Here is a 17,721-nt window from a genome sequence, read left to right as displayed (position 1 = left end):
CTCCCACAGACTTAGCAGGCAACGACAATGAAGACGCAAGAAGTACTCCCCATCTGTATCGCGGGCGAATGGCGCCTGGGGACCGGCGACCGCTACGGCACGCGCTACCCGGCCACCGGCGAAGTAGTGGCCGAACTGAACGCCGCCAGCCTGGCGGACGTGGAAGAGGCGGTGCAGGGTGCCCATCAGGCTTTCCTCACCAGCGGCTGGGCTCAGCGCAAGCCGCACGAGCGCGCCGCCGTGCTGTACCGCGTGGCCGAGCTGATCCGCGCCCAGGCCGAGCCCCTGGCGCAGCGCCAGCGCCTGGACAACGGCAAGCCGATCAGCGAGACACGCGCCCTGGTGGCCAGCGCCGCCGGCACGTTCCAGTTCTTTGCCGCCGCCTGCGAAACGCTGGAGGAAACCATCACGCCGCAGCGCGGCGACTGCCTGACCATGAGCGTGTATGAGCCGATGGGCGTGGTCGCGGCGATCACGCCGTGGAACTCGCCGATCGCCAGCGAGGCGCAGAAGATGGCCCCCGCGCTGGCCGCGGGCAATGCCGTGGTGGTCAAGCCCGCCGAGGTCACGCCGCTGATGGCGCTGGAACTGGCGCGCATCTGCGAACAGGCTGGCGTGCCCAGGGGCCTGGTCAGCGTGCTGCCGGGCAAGGGCTCGGTGATCGGCGACGCCATCACCAAGCATCCGCTGGTGCGCCGCGTGTCGTTCACCGGCGGCACCACCACCGGCAAGCACATCGCGCATATCGCCGCGGACAAGATGATGCCGGTGTCGCTGGAGCTCGGCGGCAAGTCGCCGACCATGGTGTTCGACGACGCCGACCTGGACCACGCGGTCAACGGCGTGCTGTACGGCATCTTCAGTTCGTCAGGTGAATCGTGCATCGCGGGATCGCGCCTGTTCGTGGCACGCTCGCAGTACGAGGCCTTTATCGACCGCCTGGCGGCCGGCGCCGCGCACCTGCGCGTGGGCGACCCGGCCGACGAGCGCACCCAGATGGGGCCGCTGATCACCGATCGTCACCGCGACAGCATCGAATCGTACGTGGCAGCAGGCGTCGATGAAGGCGGCCAGCTGCGCACCGGCGGCCTGCGTCCCGACGTGGCCGGCCTGCCCAACGGCTATTTCTACACGCCGACCATCATCGAAGGGCTGGATAACAACGCCCGCACCTGCCAGGAAGAGATCTTCGGGCCGGTGCTGGTGGCGATCCCGTTCGACGACGAGGACGACCTGATCGCGCAGGCCAACGACAGCGTCTACGCGCTGGCCGCCGGCATCTGGACGCGCGACTACAAGCGCGCCTGGCGCGTGGCACGCGCCGTGCAAGCCGGCAATGTGTGGATCAACACCTACAAGCAGTTCTCGATCGCGACGCCGTTCGGCGGCTGGCGCGACAGCGGCCTGGGCCGCGAGAAGGGGCGGCTTGGCATCCTGCAGTACATGGAGCAGAAGAGCGTGTACTGGGGCCTGAACGAACAACCGCTGCCGTGGGCCAACCACTGAACCCGGCAGGCAGGAGCAAAGCAATGATCAAGGTATTGGGGATCGACGAGATCGTCTACGGCGCGGATGACTTTGACGCCTGCCGTGGCTTTTTCTCCGACTGGGGCCTGGCCATCAAGCGCGACGACGCGCAGGGCCTGGACTTCGAAACGCTCAACGGCTGCCGCGTGCTGGTGCGCCGCATCGACGACGCCACGCTGCCGCCCGCCATCGAGGCCGGCCCGACGCTGCGCGAAGTGGTCTGGGGCGTGGACTCGCAGGCGTCGCTGGACCACATCGCGGATGCGATTGCCGACGCGCCGGGCTTCGTGAAGCAAGGCGAGGGCAATACGCTGCGCGTCGGCTGCACCGACCCGAACGGCCTGGCCGTGCGATTCCAGGTGACGCGCAAGCATGATGTGCAGGTTGAATGCGCACGGATGAACACGTGGAACGAGAAGCCGCGCCTGAACCAGCGCAGCCCGATCTATGACCACGCCACGCCGATCGAAGTGGGCCACGTGGTGTTCTTCGTGAAAGACGTAAAGGCCACGGAGCGCTTCTATGTCGAGAAGTTCGGCTTCGTGCCGTCTGACCGCTACCCGGACCGCGGTGCCTTCCTGCGCTGCACGCCCGAGGGCGGCCACCACGACCTGTTCCTGCTGCAGCTGCCGGAACCGAAGAGCGGCCTGAACCATGTCGCCTTTACCGTGCGCGACATCCATGAAGTCTTCGGCGGCGGCATGCACGTATCGCGCAAGGGCTGGGATACGCAGCTCGGCCCGGGCCGGCACCCCATCTCGTCGGCCTACTTCTGGTACTTCAAGAACCCGGCCGGCGGCCTGATCGAGTACTACGCCGACGAAGACCAGCTCGACGAACACTGGGAGCCGCGCGCCTTCGAGCCGGGCCCGACCATGTTCGCCGAGTGGGCGATCGAAGGCGGCATCGACGGCAACACCCGCCGCCAGAAGAACGCGGGCGGCCCGGCAGGGAAGTTCCTGACCGAGAAGCGCTAAAGCAACGAAGGAAGCAGCAATGAGTGCCCACCAGACCCTGACCCTGCGCGTCCAGGCCATGCGTTTTGAAGCGCGCGGCGTGGTCAGCATCGAACTGCAAGATCCCGACGGGAAGACCCTGCCTGAGTACAGCCCCGGCGCCCATATCGACCTGCATTTGGGCAATGGCCTGGTGCGCAGCTATTCGCTGAGCGGCGCGCCGGAAGTGCGCCAGCGCTACACCGTGGGCGTGCTGCTGGACCGTGGCAGCCGCGGCGGCTCGCGCTATGTGCACGAACAGCTGCGCGTGGGTGCCACGCTGACGGTGGGCGTACCGCGCAACAACTTTGCGCTGGACGAGAGCGCCACGCATACCGTGCTGGTGGCCGGCGGCATCGGCGTCACGCCGATCGTCTGCATGGCGCGCCGTCTGGCCGAGCTGGGCAAGTCGTTCACGCTGATCTACTGCGCGCGGTCGCGTGCCGAGGCGGCGTTCGTCGAGGAGCTGTCGGCCCATGGCGACGCCGTGCGCTTCCACTTTGACGACGAAGCGGGCGTACCGCCCGACCTGAACGCCATGCTGGCGGGGCAGGACGCGCAGACGCATTTCTACTGCTGCGGACCCGGCCCGATGCTGAAGGCGTTCGAGGCGGCCTGCGAGGCGCATGGCTACCCGAACGTCCATATCGAACGCTTTGCCGCCGACCCGTCGACCGAGGCCGTGCAGGAAGGCGAGTACACCGTGTCGCTGTCACGCACCGGCACCATCGTCAGGGTGCCGTCGGGCAAGTCGCTGCTCGACGCGCTGCTCGACGCGGGCGTGCAGATGGACTACAGCTGCCGCGAAGGCGTATGCGGCTCTTGCGAGACTGCCGTGCTGGAAGGCTGCCCCGACCACCGCGACAGCGTGCTCAGCAACAGCGAGCGCGCCAGCAACAAGACCATGATGGTCTGCGTATCCGGCTGCAAGGGCAGCAAGTTGGTGCTCGACCTGTAATTTCGCGATTGTTTCTCCCCTCTCCCGCGCGCGGGAGAGGGGCGGGGGAGAGGGCCAGCGCAGGCCGTAGCCAGCACACTGCCAATTCTCGACTTCCTCATCCACGGCCGCCGGGCAGTCGCCGTGTATGCCGATAGCAAGTGTCTGCCCTCTCCCCCAACCCCTCTCCCGCAAGCGGGAGAGGGGAGCAAACCGAAGCAGTGGCGCCCCGCCTCAGACCGGCGAATGCCTGCCCCACCACAGAACTAGACGAGACCACCGTGTTGATCCAGAGACAAGAAGCAGCGTCCCCCGGCGCACAGGTTGCGGCCAGCGCAAGTATCGTGACCCCGGCCGACGGCGCCGGCATTTCCGGCGGCCGTGCCGCGGCAGGCTCGGCGAGCGAGGCCGGTACCGTCACGCGTGGCGAGATCGTCGCCCGCATCGAGCGCATGCCCGGCAATGCCATGCACATCCGCGCCCGCCTGCTGATCGGCCTGGCGACATTCTTCGATGGCTTCGACGTCATCGCCATTGCCGCCACGCTGCCGTTGCTGATCGCCAAGTGGTCGCTCACGCCCGGGCAGATCGGCTTCCTGATCGCCGCTCCTTCGGTGGGGCAGCTGGTAGGCGCGCTGGCATTCCCCGCACTGGCCGAGCGCTTCGGCCGCCTGCGCTCGATCGGCTGGAGCGCGGGCATCATCGGCCTGATGAGCATTGCCTGCGGCTTTGCGCCGTCGTTCGAGATCTTTGCGCTGCTGCGCATCGTGCAGGGGCTGGGGCTTGGCGGTGAACTGCCGGTGGCCGCGACCTATATCAACGAAGTCACGCGTGCCCACGGCCGCGGGCGCTTCGTGCTGCTGTACGAGGTGGTGTTCCCGATCGGGCTGATGGTGTCCAACGGCGTTGGCGCCTGGCTGGTGCCACACTATGGCTGGGAGGTGATGTACTTCCTCGGCGGCGTGCCGCTGGTGCTGTTCTTCATCCTGCGCCGCGTGGTTCCGGAATCGCCGCGCTGGCTGGCGGAGAAGGGCCGCATGGCCGAAGCCGACAGCGCCCTGCGTGCGTTCGAGGCCCGCGCGAAGACGCCGCTGCCGCCGCCGGCCAACGTCAGCGCCTACGACAAGCTGGGCCAGCACCCGCGCCGCCGCGTGCGCGACCTGGTCAGCAAGCCCTATATCGGCCGCACGCTGGCGGTGTGGATGCTGTGGGCGACCTGCGGCTTTATCCAGTACGGCCTGTCGACGTGGCTGCCCACCGTCTACAAGACTGTCTATCACGCGCCGCTGCAGCTGGCGCTGAACCTGGCTGCCGGCGCATCGGTGCTGGGCGTGGTTGGCTCGCTGGTGTGCGCGATGCTGGTCGACAAGGTCGGCCGCAAGCCGGTGATCAATGTGTCGTTCCTGCTGTGCGCGCTGTCGCTGGTGCTGGCGGGCGTGTTCCACGCTTCGACGGTTTACGTGGTGGCGACGTTCTGCGCGCTGGCGATGGGCTTCCTGGCCAGCGGCTTCATCACGGCCTATGTCTACACGCCGGAGCTGTATCCCACCAGCGTGCGCGCCATGGGCTGCGGCATGGGCGGCGCCTGGCTGAAGCTGGCGGCGATCTTTGCGCCGTCGCTGATTGCCGGCACCATCGGCAGCGGCAACCTCAGCAGCGCATTCTTCGCGCTGGCGGTGGTGCCGGCGCTGGCTGCGCTGACGGTGCACTTCCTCGGGATCGAGACCAAGGGGCAGGTGCTGGAAGAACTGGAGGTCTGAACGGGCGCATGCTCGTCCCGTTCCCTTGGGGGCCGCGCCGGGATCCGGTGCGGCCCCTTTTTTCCTTTCTTCAGCTCAGGCGCGTGCCGGTGACCGCCACCACCTTCGCCCACCTTGCAATCTCTTCCTGCAGGAACTGCCTGAACTGCGCAGCGTCATTGCCTACCGGCACCAGCCCTTCACCGGCCAGCCGCTTGCGCATTGCCGGTGAAGCCACCGCCGCTCGCACTGCCGCCTCCAGCTGCGCGACCGTATCCGCCGGCATGCCGGCGGGGCCAAGCAGGCCATACCAGGAGTTGTAATTAAAGGAGGGCACCACGTCCGCAATCGGCGCGATATGCGGAAACGCCGCCAGCCGCTGCGGGCTGCTGACCCCCAGCCCTTTGATCTTGCCCGCCTGCAACAGGGGTTGCACCGTGGCGACGTTGCCAAGCAGCAGGTCGGCCTGGCCGGCGACCACGTCGGCCACCGCCGGCGCCGCGCCCTTGTAGGGCACGCTGACCAGGTCGATGCCGGCCTCATGTTTCAGCATCTCGCCCGCCAGGTGGTTAGCGCTGCCAACGCCGGCCACGGCGAGGCTGAGCTTGCCCGGCCTGGACTTGGCCAGCGCGATCAGCTCGCGCACGTTGGACACACCCAGGTCAGGCCGCGACACCAGCAGCAGCGGCGACGTGGCGATCAGCGAGATCGGCGTGAAATCCTTGATCGGATCAAACGGCTTCTTGTCGAACAGGGCCGGATTGATGGCGTGGCTGGTGTAGCAGAGCAGCAGCGTGCCGCCATCGGGATCGGCCTTCGCCACGGCCGTCGCGGCAATATTGCCGGCCGCGCCGCCGCGGTTTTCTACGATGTAGGGCTGCTTGCGGCGCTGCTCCAGTTCGGCGGCCAGCGCGCGCGCCACCAGGTCGGTGCCACCGCCCGGCGTGGCCCCGACCATTATCCTGGTGACCGAGGGTGCCGCGCGCAGGCTGGCGGGCAGCATCGTGCTGGCGGCCAGCAGGGCGAGGAATTCGCGTCGTTGCATGGTTTGTCTCCGTTTCTCTCTTTATGGTTCTGGCGATGGGGGCATCGTTTAATGGTGTGCGGTGTTGCCGCGGTTCCTGCCGTCAGTCGTCTTCCGCATAGCGGCGGCCGGCTTCGAGCAATTGGGGCGTCCCGATCAGCCGGTTCAGTGCGTCGAAGTCGTTCATTTCATCCATGAAGGCGCGCGTGCTGCCGCCGGCCTTGATCCCGGCGAAGTAGCGCTGCAGCTGGTGCGAGGCAAAGCGCACGGTCCCGCCCGGGTAGATCACGATGCGGTAGCCGCGCTCGCCCAGCTCCGATGCGCTCTGGATCGGCGTCCTGCCGCCCTCGACCATATTGGCCAGCATCGGCACACGCGCGGCGAAGCGGCCGCAGACGCGGTCCATGTCTGCCGCGGACACCACCGCCTCGATGAACAGTGCATCCACGCCGCATGCCAGGTAGGCCTCTGCGCGCTCGATGGCGGCGTCCAGGCCTTCCACGGCCACGGCATCGGTGCGCGCCAGGATCAACGTATCCTGATCGTGGCGCGCATCGAGCGCGGCCCGCAGCTTGCCGCACATCTCGCGCACCGTGACCAGCGATTTGCCGGCGAGGTGACCGCAGCGTTTGGGAAAGCCCTGGTCCTCGAGCTGGATCATCGCGGCGCCGGCGCGCTCGAAGGCGCGCACGGTGCGCTGCGTGTTGAGCGCGTTGCCGTAGCCGGTGTCGCCATCGACGATCACCGGCAGCGAGACCCGGTCGGTGATGCGCGCCAGCACGTCGGCGGTCTCGGTGGCCGTGGTCAGGCCCACGTCGGAGCGGCCCAGCAGCGTGTAGGCGACCGCGCCGCCCGACAGGTACAGCGCTTCGAAGCCGGCCTGCTCGGCCAGCAGCGCGCTGAGCGCATCGTAGACGCCCGGTGCCAGCACCGGCTCGCGCCGGCGCAGGCGTTCCTGCAGCGAGGGAGATTGCGTGCCGGTGGCGCTCATGCGGTGGCTGCCTCGGAAGCCCTGGCCGCGTGTTCGGCCAGGATGCGCGCCATGTCTTCCTGGCGCACTTGCGGGCGCCAGGTCTCGAACGCCATGCCCAGCGCGGCCGCCTGGCGCTTTTCGTAGTCGAGGAAGGCCTGCGTGATGGCGCTGCCACGCACGCCGCCGCGCACCGATCCGGCACGCACGTCGCCATAGTATTCCTTCCAGTCGTCGGGCAGCGGTTGCGAACCCGGCACGGCCAGCCACAGGCGGAACAGGTGGCGCTTGCGGTCCGGCTCTTCATAGTCCTCGAACGGCGTGCGTGAGTGCAGCGTGACGTAGTTGTTCAGCAACTGCATGTCGCCCTGTTCCAGCGCCATGGTGAAGCAGAGTTCGTCGCTCGGCATCAGTTCGTCAAGCAGGTCCAGCGCCTCGACCTGCGCCGGCGTCAGGCGCGGCAGCTCGGGGAAGTCGCGCTGGGCGGCATCGGTGTTCTTGCGGTTGGTGCGGGCGGAGAAGTACTCAGGGTGGCTGCCGAAGATCGGGCAGCGGTAGTACGGCGGCTGCGACGGGTCCTGCGTGCCCTGGTAGCTGTGGAAGAAGGTGCCTTTGAGCACCGGAATCAGGTTCGGGCGGCGGCGTTGCACGGCGTCATGCAGCGCGATCGAGCTGATCACCTTGCTGGTGCCGCCGGCCCTGGCGGTGCGGCGGCACAGCAGGCCCACCACGTCGCAGGAGTCCTGGTGGAAGTCCAGCCCGACATTGGTGTTGTAGCCGCGGCCGCCCTTGACCTTGTACTCGCCGCCCTCGTTGCGCACATCGTTCATGAACTGGCTGGCGCGGTTCTGCGTGCGCCCCACGCCCATATACAGGCTCATGCCCCAGTAGGCCAGGCGCGATTCTTCCTCGCTCCATTCGTCCACCGGGAAGCCCTTGACCAGGCACATGCCCCAGCCGCCCTGCGTGATGCCGATGGCGCGCCGGAGCACGCCGCGCGCGGCCTCGTTCAGCGGGAAGTCCGCCTGCACCATGGCCAGCAGCGGCTTGCCCAGCGTCCTGGCATGGTTGAGGGCGTCGCGCATGCCCTGGACCTCCGCCTCGGTCATGCGCAGGACCCAGCCGCGGTCTTCGCGGGCTTGTCGGGCGGTCCAGGGCAGGGGGCGTTCGGATGCGGCAATGGCTGACATGTCGGGGTCTCCTCCGTGTGTTGTACGTGACGTTGGAAGGCAGTCTAGCGAGGTGGCATATCATTAGAAAAGCGAACTTATTTGAGTTTCTTCATAAGGGTTTTTGATGAAGATTGAGACCTTCCATACGCTTGAAGCGGTGCTGCAGACCGGTACCTTCGCGGGGGGCGCGCGCCAGGCCAACGTCACGCCAAGTGCCGTCAGCATGCAGATGAAGCAGCTCGAGCAGTACCTGGGCAAGCCGCTGTTCGACCGCTCCGGACTACAGGCACGGCCGAACCAGCTCGCGCATGAGGTGGCCGAAACCATGCGCCAGGCGCTGCAGAACCTGGAGGCGTTGCGCGTCGGCGGCGGGCTGGTGGTAGAGGGGGTGGTGCGGCTGGGAGTGATCGAATCGCTGCAGCCGATCGTGCTGCCCGGGATCGTGCGCTATGTACGCGAGCGGCATCCGCGGCTGGACCTGCGCCTGGTGCGTGGCCGCAGCAGCACGCTGACGGCGGCGGTCAAGGCTGGCGATATCGATGCGGCGCTGGTGGCGCAGCCTGAGTCCGGCGGTTCGGCCCGCTTGCGCTGGACGCCGATGATGCGGCGCGAACTGGTGCTGATCGCGCCGCCCGGCGCGACCGAGACCAATGTGGCTTCACTGTTCCGCCTGTATGACTGGATTCGCTATGACCGCAATACGGTATCGGGCGCGATGGCGGCGCAATACGTCCATGCGCATGTATCGGAGATCCGGGGCACGCTGGAGTTCGACAGCGCCCCGGCCATCGTCGCGATGGTCAGCGCCGGGCTGGGGGTGTCGATCCTGCAAGGTCCCGACCCGGCACTGGTGCAGAACTATCCGGTGCGGCTGGTGCGGCTGGGCCGGGCGGCGCCGATACTGACCATGTCGATGGTGACCCGCAAGAGCGATGACGACAACCGCTCGGTCGCCGCGGTGCGCGATGCCATGCGGCTGGCACTGGCTTCATACCAGCGCCAGCAGGTGGTAGGGCGGCACTGAAGCGGCGCGCCCCGCGGTTTTCCTGCGCTTGCGCTCAGGACTGGGCGCGCAACAGCTTGCGCAGCCCCAGGTAGACCGCTTCACGCTCCGCCGGCGATAGCTGGCGGATCACCTCCGCCTGCCCGCGCCGCGCCAGCGGCATCACCTGGTCGTGCAGCGCCGTGCCGGCCTCGGTCACCGCGCAGATCAGCTTCTTGCGCGGCGTGCTGCCCGCCGAGGTCAGGTGAACCAGGCCGCGCTCTTCCAGCAGCCGCAGCGTGCGGCTGACCAGCGCCTTGTCCGAGGTCGACTGCTCGACCAGCTCAGCGAACGGCAGCTCCTTCGCGTGCGCCAGGAGCGCCAGGATGCGCCATTCCGGCACGGTCAGTCCGAACTGCTCGGCATAGGGCCGGGTCACGGTGCTGCGCAGCGCTGTAACCAGCTGGCTGAGCATGGTGGTCAGGAAATTGTCGACGGTCAGGCCGCTGCCGGCTTCGTCAAGGTCGGTCCACGGGCTGGTTGCTGCGTCATCGGGCGTGGGCTGGTCCCTGGCGGGCGCGGCGTCACGGGGCATGCGGTCCTCTTGATCTGGTCTCTGCCGGCCGCGGATTCAGGGCCGGTTGGCGGGCCCGATTGTCTCACAGCCATGGCCCTTGCTGCGGCCATGTGCTTACCTTGCCGCATAAAAAACGACTCGATAAAAAGAATCAAGTCAATTGGTGGTTAACGTAAGTTGAGTTGTCAACTTAAGCCACCTAGGATGCAAATGTTCCTTTTGTGAACATACGTTTTACCAATGAAACAACGAAGTGTTGTGAACCGAGCCAACCCTGTTTTTCGCGGTGCGCACAACAGCCCACTCCAACGCCGCGAATGCGCCTCCCACAGGAGCTGTTGATGAGACAAGATCGCCCCCGCCGCCTTTTCCTTGCCGCCACCGCCATGGCCGCGCTCGCGCTTGCCGCGGGCAGCGCGCTGGCCAGCGCCCCGTATCCGTCCAAGACCGTAACCATGGTCGTGGCCTATCCGCCAGGTGGCGACACCGATGCCATGGCGCGCCTGTACGCCGACAAGCTGTCCGCCCGCCTCAAGCAACCGGTCATCGTCGAAAACCGCCCCGGCGCGGGCGGCGTGGTAGGCGCGAGCTTTGTCAGTCGGGCGCCGGCCGATGGCTACACGCTGCTGTACACGCCCAACCCGTTCACGCTGGCGCCGATGGTGCTCAAGCTCGCGCCCTCGGCCAGCTATGACCCGCTGCATGGCTTCACGCCCGTGATCCAGACCGCGGTGCAGGCGGTGCTGCTGGTGGCCAACCCGGCGGCGGGCGTGAAGACCGTGCCGGAGATGATCGCCGCGGCGAAGTCGGGCAAGGCGCTGACCTACGGCAGCCCCGGTGCGGGGTCGCCGATGCATATCGCCGGCGAGATGCTCAACCGCGCCGCCGGCGTGAAGATCCAGCACGTGCCGTACAAGGGCGTGGCGCCGGCCGTCAACGACGTGGTGGCGGGCCATGTGAACTTCGCCTACGTCACGCTGGGTCCGGTGGCGCAGTACATCAACACCGGCCGGCTGATTCCGCTGGCGATCACCGATGCGAAGCGCTCGCCGCTGCTGCCCAACGTGCCGACGCTGGCCGAGCTCGGCTACAAGGACGTGGTGGTCGGCGCCTGGCATGGCGTGATGGCGCCAAGGGGCACGCCGGCCGAAGTGGTCAAGGTGCTGAACCAGCAGCTCAACGAGGTCATCCGCCTGCCCGACGTGGCGGAGAAGATGGCCACCTTCGGCGCCAGCCCGGTGGGCGGTGCGCCCGCCGCGCTGGACAAGGTCAATGCCGCCGACTACGAGCGCCTGGGCAAGGTCATCCGCGACCTGGGGATCACGGCCGAATGATCGCGGCCGGCGCATCGCATTCATGCAACACGACAAGCAGGAGGCCGGCATGAGCAAGGCCATCGTGGGAACGTCCCCGCCGCAGGTGACCGCGCGGGAGAAGGTCATGGGGCGCGCGCAGTATGCCGGCGACATCAAGCTGCCCGGCATGCTGCACGCCAGGGTGCTGCGCAGCCCGCATCCGCATGCCCGCATCGTCAGCATCGATACGTCGGCGGCGAAGGCGCTGCCCGGCGTGAAACTGGTGGTGACCGGCTGCGATACGCCCGCGCGGCTGTGGGGGCCGCACCGCAAGGAGCACCGCATTCTTGCCACCGGTGTGGTGCGCCACGTTGGCGAAGAGGTGGCCGCGGTGGTCGCGGTGAGCGAGGAGATCGCACGCGATGCGCTGGACCTGATCCGCATCGAATACGAAGCATTGCCCGCCGTGCTCACGCCCGACGCCGCGCTGGCCGAAGGGGCGCCGGAGATCCACGCCGGCACCCGCAATATCGGCCACGAGATGCGCATCGAACGCGGCGACGTGGAGGCCGGCTTTGCCGCCGCCGCTGCCGTATACGAGGCCACTTACGAGATGCACTCGCAGTATCCGGGCTACCTGGAGCCGATGGCGTCGGTGGCAGCGCAGGACGGCAACGAGCGCCTGACGGTGTGGGCATCGACGCAGTCGGTGTTCCTGGCCCGGGCCCGCATGGCCGAGGCGCTGGATCGTCCGGCCTCGACCATCCGCGTGGTTCAGGCCACTACCGGTGGCGGCTTTGGCGCGAAGATCGTCGAGGAGAACAACAGCCTGATCTGCGCCTTCCTGGCGAGCCGGCTCGATCGGCCCGTGCGGCTGGTGAACAACCGGCTGGAGGATTTCCAGGGTGCCCGCGCAAGCGTTCCCGCAAAGGTGTGGTTGCGCATGGGCCTGTCGGCGGCCGGCATGATCGTTGCCAAGGCCGTGCGCATCGTTGCCGAGTGCGGCGCCTACTCGGGGCTCGCCGGTGACGTGATGCATGTGACTGCCATGCGCAGCGACAATATGCACCGCGTCGGGAACGTGCGCTCGCACGCGGTGCTGGCCTACACCAACAATCCGCCGCGCGGCGCGTTCCGCGGCTTCGGCGGCCAGCAGATGCAGTTCCCGCTCAACTGCCACCTGACCGTGCTGGCCGGCATGGTCGGCATCGATCCGGTGGAAGTGCACAAGCGCAACGCCATCCGCACCGGCGACACCAGCGTGCACGGCTGGAAGATCGGCAGCACCGGCATGGTGGAGTGCCTGGACATGACGCGCGCCGCCATCGGCTGGGACGAAAAGCGCGCCGCTCCGCGCGGCACCGGCACGCGCCGCCGCGGCGTCGGGATCGCCGCCGCGATGCACGTCAGCGGAAACCGCACGCTGGGCAACTGGGACGGCTCGACCATCCTGCTCAAGCTCAACGAAGACGGCCGCGTGATACTGCAGACCAGCGAGTGCGACATGGGGCAGGGCGCCAACACCATGCTCAGCCAGATCTGCGCGCAGGAGCTGGGCATTCCGCTGTCGCACGTTACCGTGATGGCACCCGATACCGATGCCGCGCCGTTCTGCCTGGGCTCGCTGGCCTCGCGCGTGACCATCATCGCGGGCAATGCCGTGTTGCGTGCGGCTCGCGAGGCGCGCGAAAAGCTGCTGGCGCTGGCGGCCGGGAAGCTGGGAGTGGAAGCCGACAAGCTGGTAATTGCCGACGGCCGCATCAGCGCCACTGGCCAGCCGGACAAGTCCGCCACGCTGGCCGAGATCGCCCGCCTGCACATCTTCCGCCACGGCGGCGAGGGCATTCATGTGCGCGCCACCTACGACGCCCCAACCGTCATGCATGACGCCAACTACTACGGCAACATCGCGCCCGCCTATTCGTTCGCGGCGCAGGCGGTGGAAGTTGAGGTCGACACCCAGACCGGGCAGGTCACCGTGATCGACAGCTTTGTCGCCGACGACTGCGGCAAGGCCATCAACCCGCTCGCCGTGCACGGCCAGACCCACGGCGCCACGGTGCAGGCCATCGGCTGGACGCTCTACGAAAACCTGCACTACGAAGACGGACGCCTGATGAACGGCAACTTCGCCGACTACACCATGCCCACTGCCGATGCCGTGCCGATGCTGCGCACGGACGTGGTCGAATCCAATGACCCCAACGGCCCCTACGGCGCCAAGGGGGCCAGCGAGACGGCCATCCTGCCGGGCGCCGCGGCGATTGCCAACGCGGTGCACGATGCCATCGGCATACGCATCCATTCGCTGCCCATCACGCCGGAAAAGGTGCTGGCGGCACTGCGTGAGCAGAATCAGAAGGAGGCCGCGCATGCGTGATTTCGAGTTTCTCGAACCGGCGTCCGTGGCCGAGGCCAGCCGCATGCTGGCCGACCTGGGCGACAGCTGCCGCGTGTTTGCCGGCGGCACCGCGCTGATGCTGGGCATGCGCCAACGCATGCTGACGCCGAGCCATCTCGTCTCGCTCGGCCGGCTAGAAGATCTGCGCCGCATCGGGTTCGATCCGCGCGGTGGCCTGCGCATCGGCGCGCTGGCGCTGCATGCCGATGTCGCGCGCTCGCCGGTGGTGCAGGCGCACTACCCAATGCTGGCCAGCATGGCCTCGCGCGTGGCCAACCCGCAGGTGCGCAACCAGGGCACCATCGGCGGCAATCTCTGCTATGCCGACCCTGCCACCGATCCGCCGGGCTGCCTGATGGCGCTGGGCGCGCAAATCGTCGTCAGCGGCACCGGCGGCGAGCGCGTGATCGGTATCGAGGATTTCCTGGTGGACTACTACGTCACGGCACTGGCCGGCGACGAAGTGGTCACGGAGATCCGCCTGCCGCCGCCGGCTGCGGGCGCGGACGGCCTTTACTCGCGCTTCCTGCGCACCGCGGCCGAGCACCGGCCGCTGGCCAGTGTGGCGCTGTCCGTGCGGCGCGAAAGGGCGTTCTGCGTGGATGTGCGGCTGGCTGTCGGCGCTTCCACGCCGATCCCCGCCCGCCTGCGCCGTGCCGAGGCACTGCTGGCCGGCAAGACCGTCACCGCGGAGCTGGCCGCCGAGGCAGCGGATATCGTCGCCGCCGACATCAACGCCGTCTCGGACCTGCGCGGCTCGGCGTCATACCGGCGCGAGATGGTCCGCGTTGTCGCCCGCCGCACCATCTCCGGCCTGTTCGGCGTGGCATCGGAGTAAGGAACTGCCATGAACAAAGTCAGCATTGAACTCACCGTCAACGGTGAAGAACACCAGGTGGAAGTGCCCGCGCGGCGCCTGCTTTCCGACCTGCTGCGCGACGACCTGAACCTCACCGGCACCAAGCGCGGCTGCGAGACGGGCATCTGCGGCGCGTGCTCCGTGCTGGTCGACGGCGAGGTCGTCAAGTCCTGCCTGATGCTCGCCGTGCAGGCGCGCGGGCGCCACGTCATGACCGTGGAAGGCCTGGCCGCCGATGGCGAGCTGCATCCGTTGCAACAGTGCTTTATGGACAACGGCGGCCTGCAGTGCGGCTATTGCACGCCAGGCTTCCTGATGACGTCGTGCGCCATGCTCGCGCACAACCCCAACCCTACGGAAGAAGAGGTCCGCCACGGGCTGAACGGAAACCTGTGCCGCTGCACGGGCTATGTCGGCATCGTCGAGTCCATCCTGTCCGCCGCGGAGAAAATGCGTGGAAATTGAAAAGACCCTGGTCACCGCGGCGCCCCCGGCGCGCGTGTGGGAGCTGCTGCTCGACCCCAACGTGATGGGCGCCTGCGTGCCCGGCATGGCGTCGATCGAAGTCATCAGCGATGTGGAATACGTCGCGCACATGGCGGTGAAGATCGCCTTTATCAATGCGCGCTTCCGCCTGAACACGAAGATCGTCGAGACCCGCGCGCCGCACTACCTGCGCACCGAAGGCACCGGCGAGGATGCCTCCGTGGCCAGTTCGCTGCGCCAGTCCAGCGAGATCTTCCTGACCGAACAGGACGACGGCTCGACCCAGCTGCGCATCAAGGTGCAGGTGGATGTGCTTGGCCGGCTCGGCACCTTCGGCCTGAGCGTGATGAAGACCAAGGCCGACCGCATGTGGGACGAGTTCGGTGCCAACCTGCTGGCGCGGCTGGCACCGGGCGGGGCGCAGGCCGCTGCCGTGCCTGCGGCGCCCCTTGCGAAGGCTCCGGCATCCGCGCCTGCAGCGCCGGCTCCGGCTGTGCTGGCCAGCCACAACAGCCACGCGAACGGCGTCGCCAACGGCACCGGCTTGCTCTCGCGCCTGTTCGGCCGCGCCGGCAGTGACCGCGGTCCGGTGTCCGACATCTGCGTGGAAGTGCGGCGTCGTGACGAGACCATCGTGGTGCGCTGGCCGGCGCAGCACGGCGAGCAGTGCGCGGCCTGGCTGCGCGACTACCTGAAGTAGGCAGCGTGGGACTGCATGGCGGTGGGCGGCCGGCCCGCCGCCGTGCAGGGTTTGTCTGCATTCCGGTTACCCTATGGGTTCCAAGGCGTGATATATGGGAAAGTCACGCCAGCCACGTATTTGCAGAGACAAACCATGACCACCGAATTGCCGCCGGATGACGCCCAGGACAAGTACATCGTGCCGGGGCTGGAGCGCGGGCTGAGGCTGCTGGGCGAGTTCAGCAGCAGGGAACGCACCCTGTCCGCGGCCGAACTGGCGCGCCGGCTGAAGGTACCGCGCTCGACCGTGTTCCGGCTGCTGGCCACGCTGGAGATGATGGGCTTCGTGGAGCGCACTGACGGCGGGCGCGAGTTCCGGCTGGGCATGGCCGTGCTGCGGCTCGGCTTCGACTACCTGGCCTCGCTGGAACTGACCGAACTGGGGCGCCCGCTGCTGGACCGCCTGCGCGACGAGATCGCCTATCCGTGCAACCTGGTCGTGCGCGACGGGCGCTCGATCGTGTACGTGGCCAAGTCGGTGGCGACGCGCCCGTTCGCCAGCACGGTCAATGTCGGCACCCGTTTGCCGGCCCACGCCACCGTGCTGGGCCGTGTGCTGCTGGAAGACCTGTCGCTGGAGGAACTGCGTGCGCTGTATCCGGAGTCGCGCCTCGAGGTGTATTCGGAAAGCACGCCGCGCACGGTGGAGGAGCTGTACGAGATGGTGCAGCGTGACCGCCAGCGCGGCTATGTACTGCATGAAGGCTTCTTCGAAGCCAGCATCTCGACCATCGCGGCGCCGGTGCGCGACCGTAGCGCCAAGGTGGTGGCGGCGCTTGGGGCCACCATCCCCGCTTCGCGCATCGATCCGGAACAGCTCGACATGATGGTCGAGAAGGTCAGGAGCGCGGCCGCCGAGCTGTCGCGGCTGCTCGACTACCGGCCACAGGAAGTCCGGCCATTCGGTCAGGGCTGAACAATTGGATGGATGCGGGCTGCCCTGAGCGCGGTCAGCCATGGAAGGGAAGCACGATGCAGGAAACGGGAATCCCGATGACGAAAAGCCGTATCCGGCGCCGATGGCTGGCCGGGCTTGCATTGGGGCTGCTTGCCTGCGCGGGCATGTCCGCGCAGGCTGCAGCGCCTGCCTGCACCAATGTGCGCATCGTCGTGCCGTTCCCGGCCGGCGGCCCGGCCGACCTGCTCGCCCGCACGCTCTCGCACGGGCTGCAGCAGCGCCGCGGCACCACCTTTATCGTCGACAACAAGCCGGGCGCCAACGGCAATATCGGCATCGACGCGGTGCGGCGCGCGCCGGGCGACGGCTGCACGCTGCTGGTGGTGCCGGCCGGCAACCTGACCATCAATCCGACGCTGTACCCCGCGCTTTCGTATCAGGTCGAGCGCGATTTCCGGCCGGTTTCCCTGCTGGCGACTTCGCCCAACGTGCTGGCGGTGCATCCGTCGGTCAAGGCGAATTCCGTGCAGGACCTGATCCGGCTGGCGAAACAGGCCGACAAGAGCGGTGCGCCGATGGGCTACGCCAGCCCGGGCGTCGGCAGCGGCCTGCATCTGGCGGGCGAACTGTTCCGGCACAAGGCGGGCGTGACGCTGATGCACGTTCCGTACAAGGGCACCACCCAGGCGCTCAACGACGTGGTGGGCGGGCAGGTGCCTGTGCTGCTGGGCACATGGCCGACGCTGGCGCCATTTATCCAGTCCGGCGCGCTGCGCGCGCTGGCTGTGACGCAGGTGAAACGCTCGCCCGCGGCGCCCGGCGTGCCGTCGCTGGCAGAGCAGGGTGTGGCCGGCATCGATGTCAGTTCCTGGTACGCGCTGCTGGTGCCGCGCGCCACGCCGCAAGCCGCTGCCGACGCGCTGAGCGCGGATGTGCGCGCCCTGTTTGCGACGCAGGCGGTTCGTGCAGACCTGCAGCGGCAAGGCATGGAACCGGTGGCCAGCACGCCGGAGGCGCTGGCTGGGCGCATCCGCGAGGAAACCGCGGCATGGGCAAAGCTGATCCGCGAATACGGGATCACCGCGGAATAAGCGATAACCTCAGATCAGGCACTTGGT

At 67.8% G+C, this 17,721-nt stretch carries 16 protein-coding genes; 12 read left to right on the top strand and 4 right to left on the bottom strand.

All coding sequences use genetic code 11. The features are described 5' to 3' along the window. Positions 1–27 precede the first annotated feature (27 nt). From RM96_RS08245 to RM96_RS08230, 4 genes are all read left to right on the top strand, one after another. The gene (locus RM96_RS08245) at positions 28–1,506 is read left to right on the top strand and encodes an aldehyde dehydrogenase (RefSeq protein WP_039009597.1); all 1,479 of its coding nucleotides are present in this window, start codon (positions 28–30) and stop codon (positions 1,504–1,506) included. A 23-nt stretch (positions 1,507–1,529) separates the two neighbouring features. Further along, entirely contained in the window at positions 1,530–2,504 is a 975-nt protein-coding gene (locus RM96_RS08240; RefSeq protein ID WP_039009595.1) for a VOC family protein, read from the top strand. Between the two features lie 19 nt (positions 2,505–2,523). Next, positions 2,524–3,480: a PDR/VanB family oxidoreductase gene (locus RM96_RS08235; RefSeq protein ID WP_039009593.1), complete on the top strand. Its 957-nt coding sequence runs from the start codon at positions 2,524–2,526 to the stop codon at positions 3,478–3,480. A gap of 431 nt (positions 3,481–3,911) precedes the next feature. Beyond that, the gene (locus RM96_RS08230; protein ID WP_238587156.1) at positions 3,912–5,219 is read left to right on the top strand and encodes an MFS transporter; all 1,308 of its coding nucleotides are present in this window, start codon (positions 3,912–3,914) and stop codon (positions 5,217–5,219) included. A gap of 70 nt (positions 5,220–5,289) precedes the next feature. Here RM96_RS08230 and RM96_RS08225 read toward each other — a convergent pair whose 3' ends face one another. From RM96_RS08225 to RM96_RS08215, 3 genes are all read right to left on the bottom strand, one after another. Next, complete coding sequence (locus RM96_RS08225; RefSeq protein WP_039009591.1) at positions 5,290–6,243, bottom strand: tripartite tricarboxylate transporter substrate binding protein; 954 nt, start codon at positions 6,241–6,243, stop codon at positions 5,290–5,292. Between the two features lie 82 nt (positions 6,244–6,325). Next, positions 6,326–7,213, bottom strand: coding sequence for an isocitrate lyase/PEP mutase family protein (locus RM96_RS08220; RefSeq protein WP_039009589.1), 888 nt, complete (start codon positions 7,211–7,213; stop codon positions 6,326–6,328). Continuing rightward, positions 7,210–8,382 (bottom strand): TauD/TfdA family dioxygenase, encoded by a 1,173-nt coding sequence (locus tag RM96_RS08215; RefSeq protein ID WP_039009587.1) that lies wholly within the window; start codon positions 8,380–8,382, stop codon positions 7,210–7,212. Before RM96_RS08215 ends, RM96_RS08220 begins: the two co-directional genes overlap by 4 nt. Positions 8,383–8,488: 106 nt before the next feature. On the opposite strand from RM96_RS08215, the gene RM96_RS08210 reads away from it, so the two are divergent. Next, the gene (locus RM96_RS08210; protein ID WP_039009585.1) at positions 8,489–9,388 is read left to right on the top strand and encodes a LysR family transcriptional regulator; all 900 of its coding nucleotides are present in this window, start codon (positions 8,489–8,491) and stop codon (positions 9,386–9,388) included. Positions 9,389–9,422: 34 nt separating this feature from the next. Here the strand turns inward: RM96_RS08210 and RM96_RS08205 are convergent, their stop codons facing one another. After that, a complete protein-coding gene (locus RM96_RS08205; RefSeq protein WP_039009583.1) occupies positions 9,423–9,941 on the bottom strand; it encodes a MarR family winged helix-turn-helix transcriptional regulator in 519 nt (172 codons plus the stop codon). Positions 9,942–10,264: 323 nt separating this feature from the next. On the opposite strand from RM96_RS08205, the gene RM96_RS08200 reads away from it, so the two are divergent. The 7 genes from RM96_RS08200 (at position 10,265) to RM96_RS08170 (ending at position 17,694) form a co-directional block, all read left to right on the top strand. Further along, complete coding sequence (locus RM96_RS08200) at positions 10,265–11,257, top strand: Bug family tripartite tricarboxylate transporter substrate binding protein (protein ID WP_039009581.1); 993 nt, start codon at positions 10,265–10,267, stop codon at positions 11,255–11,257. 49 nt (positions 11,258–11,306) lie between these two features. After that, positions 11,307–13,598 (top strand): xanthine dehydrogenase family protein molybdopterin-binding subunit, encoded by a 2,292-nt coding sequence (locus RM96_RS08195; protein ID WP_039009626.1) that lies wholly within the window; start codon positions 11,307–11,309, stop codon positions 13,596–13,598. After that, positions 13,591–14,457 carry an FAD binding domain-containing protein gene (locus RM96_RS08190; RefSeq protein WP_039009579.1) on the top strand — a complete coding sequence of 289 codons (867 nt, stop codon included), beginning with the start codon at positions 13,591–13,593 and terminating at the stop codon, positions 14,455–14,457. The genes RM96_RS08195 and RM96_RS08190 overlap by 8 nt, the downstream gene beginning before the upstream one ends. 9 nt (positions 14,458–14,466) lie before the next feature. Further along, positions 14,467–14,943, top strand: a complete 477-nt coding sequence (locus RM96_RS08185) for a (2Fe-2S)-binding protein (RefSeq protein ID WP_039009578.1) — start codon at positions 14,467–14,469, stop codon at positions 14,941–14,943. Further along, entirely contained in the window at positions 14,933–15,664 is a 732-nt protein-coding gene (locus RM96_RS08180; protein WP_039009576.1) for a CoxG family protein, read from the top strand. The genes RM96_RS08185 and RM96_RS08180 overlap by 11 nt, the downstream gene beginning before the upstream one ends. A gap of 135 nt (positions 15,665–15,799) precedes the next feature. Next, entirely contained in the window at positions 15,800–16,621 is an 822-nt protein-coding gene (locus tag RM96_RS08175) for an IclR family transcriptional regulator (protein WP_039009574.1), read from the top strand. 77 nt (positions 16,622–16,698) lie between these two features. Continuing rightward, positions 16,699–17,694 carry a tripartite tricarboxylate transporter substrate binding protein gene (locus RM96_RS08170; RefSeq protein WP_443112245.1) on the top strand — a complete coding sequence of 332 codons (996 nt, stop codon included), beginning with the start codon at positions 16,699–16,701 and terminating at the stop codon, positions 17,692–17,694. Positions 17,695–17,721: the final 27 nt, after the last annotated feature.

Origin of the sequence: Cupriavidus sp. IDO, from assembly GCF_000812465.1 — a bacterium.
GTDB lineage: Bacteria > Pseudomonadota > Gammaproteobacteria > Burkholderiales > Burkholderiaceae > Cupriavidus.
This window is presented reverse-complemented; position numbering and strand designations above follow the sequence as displayed.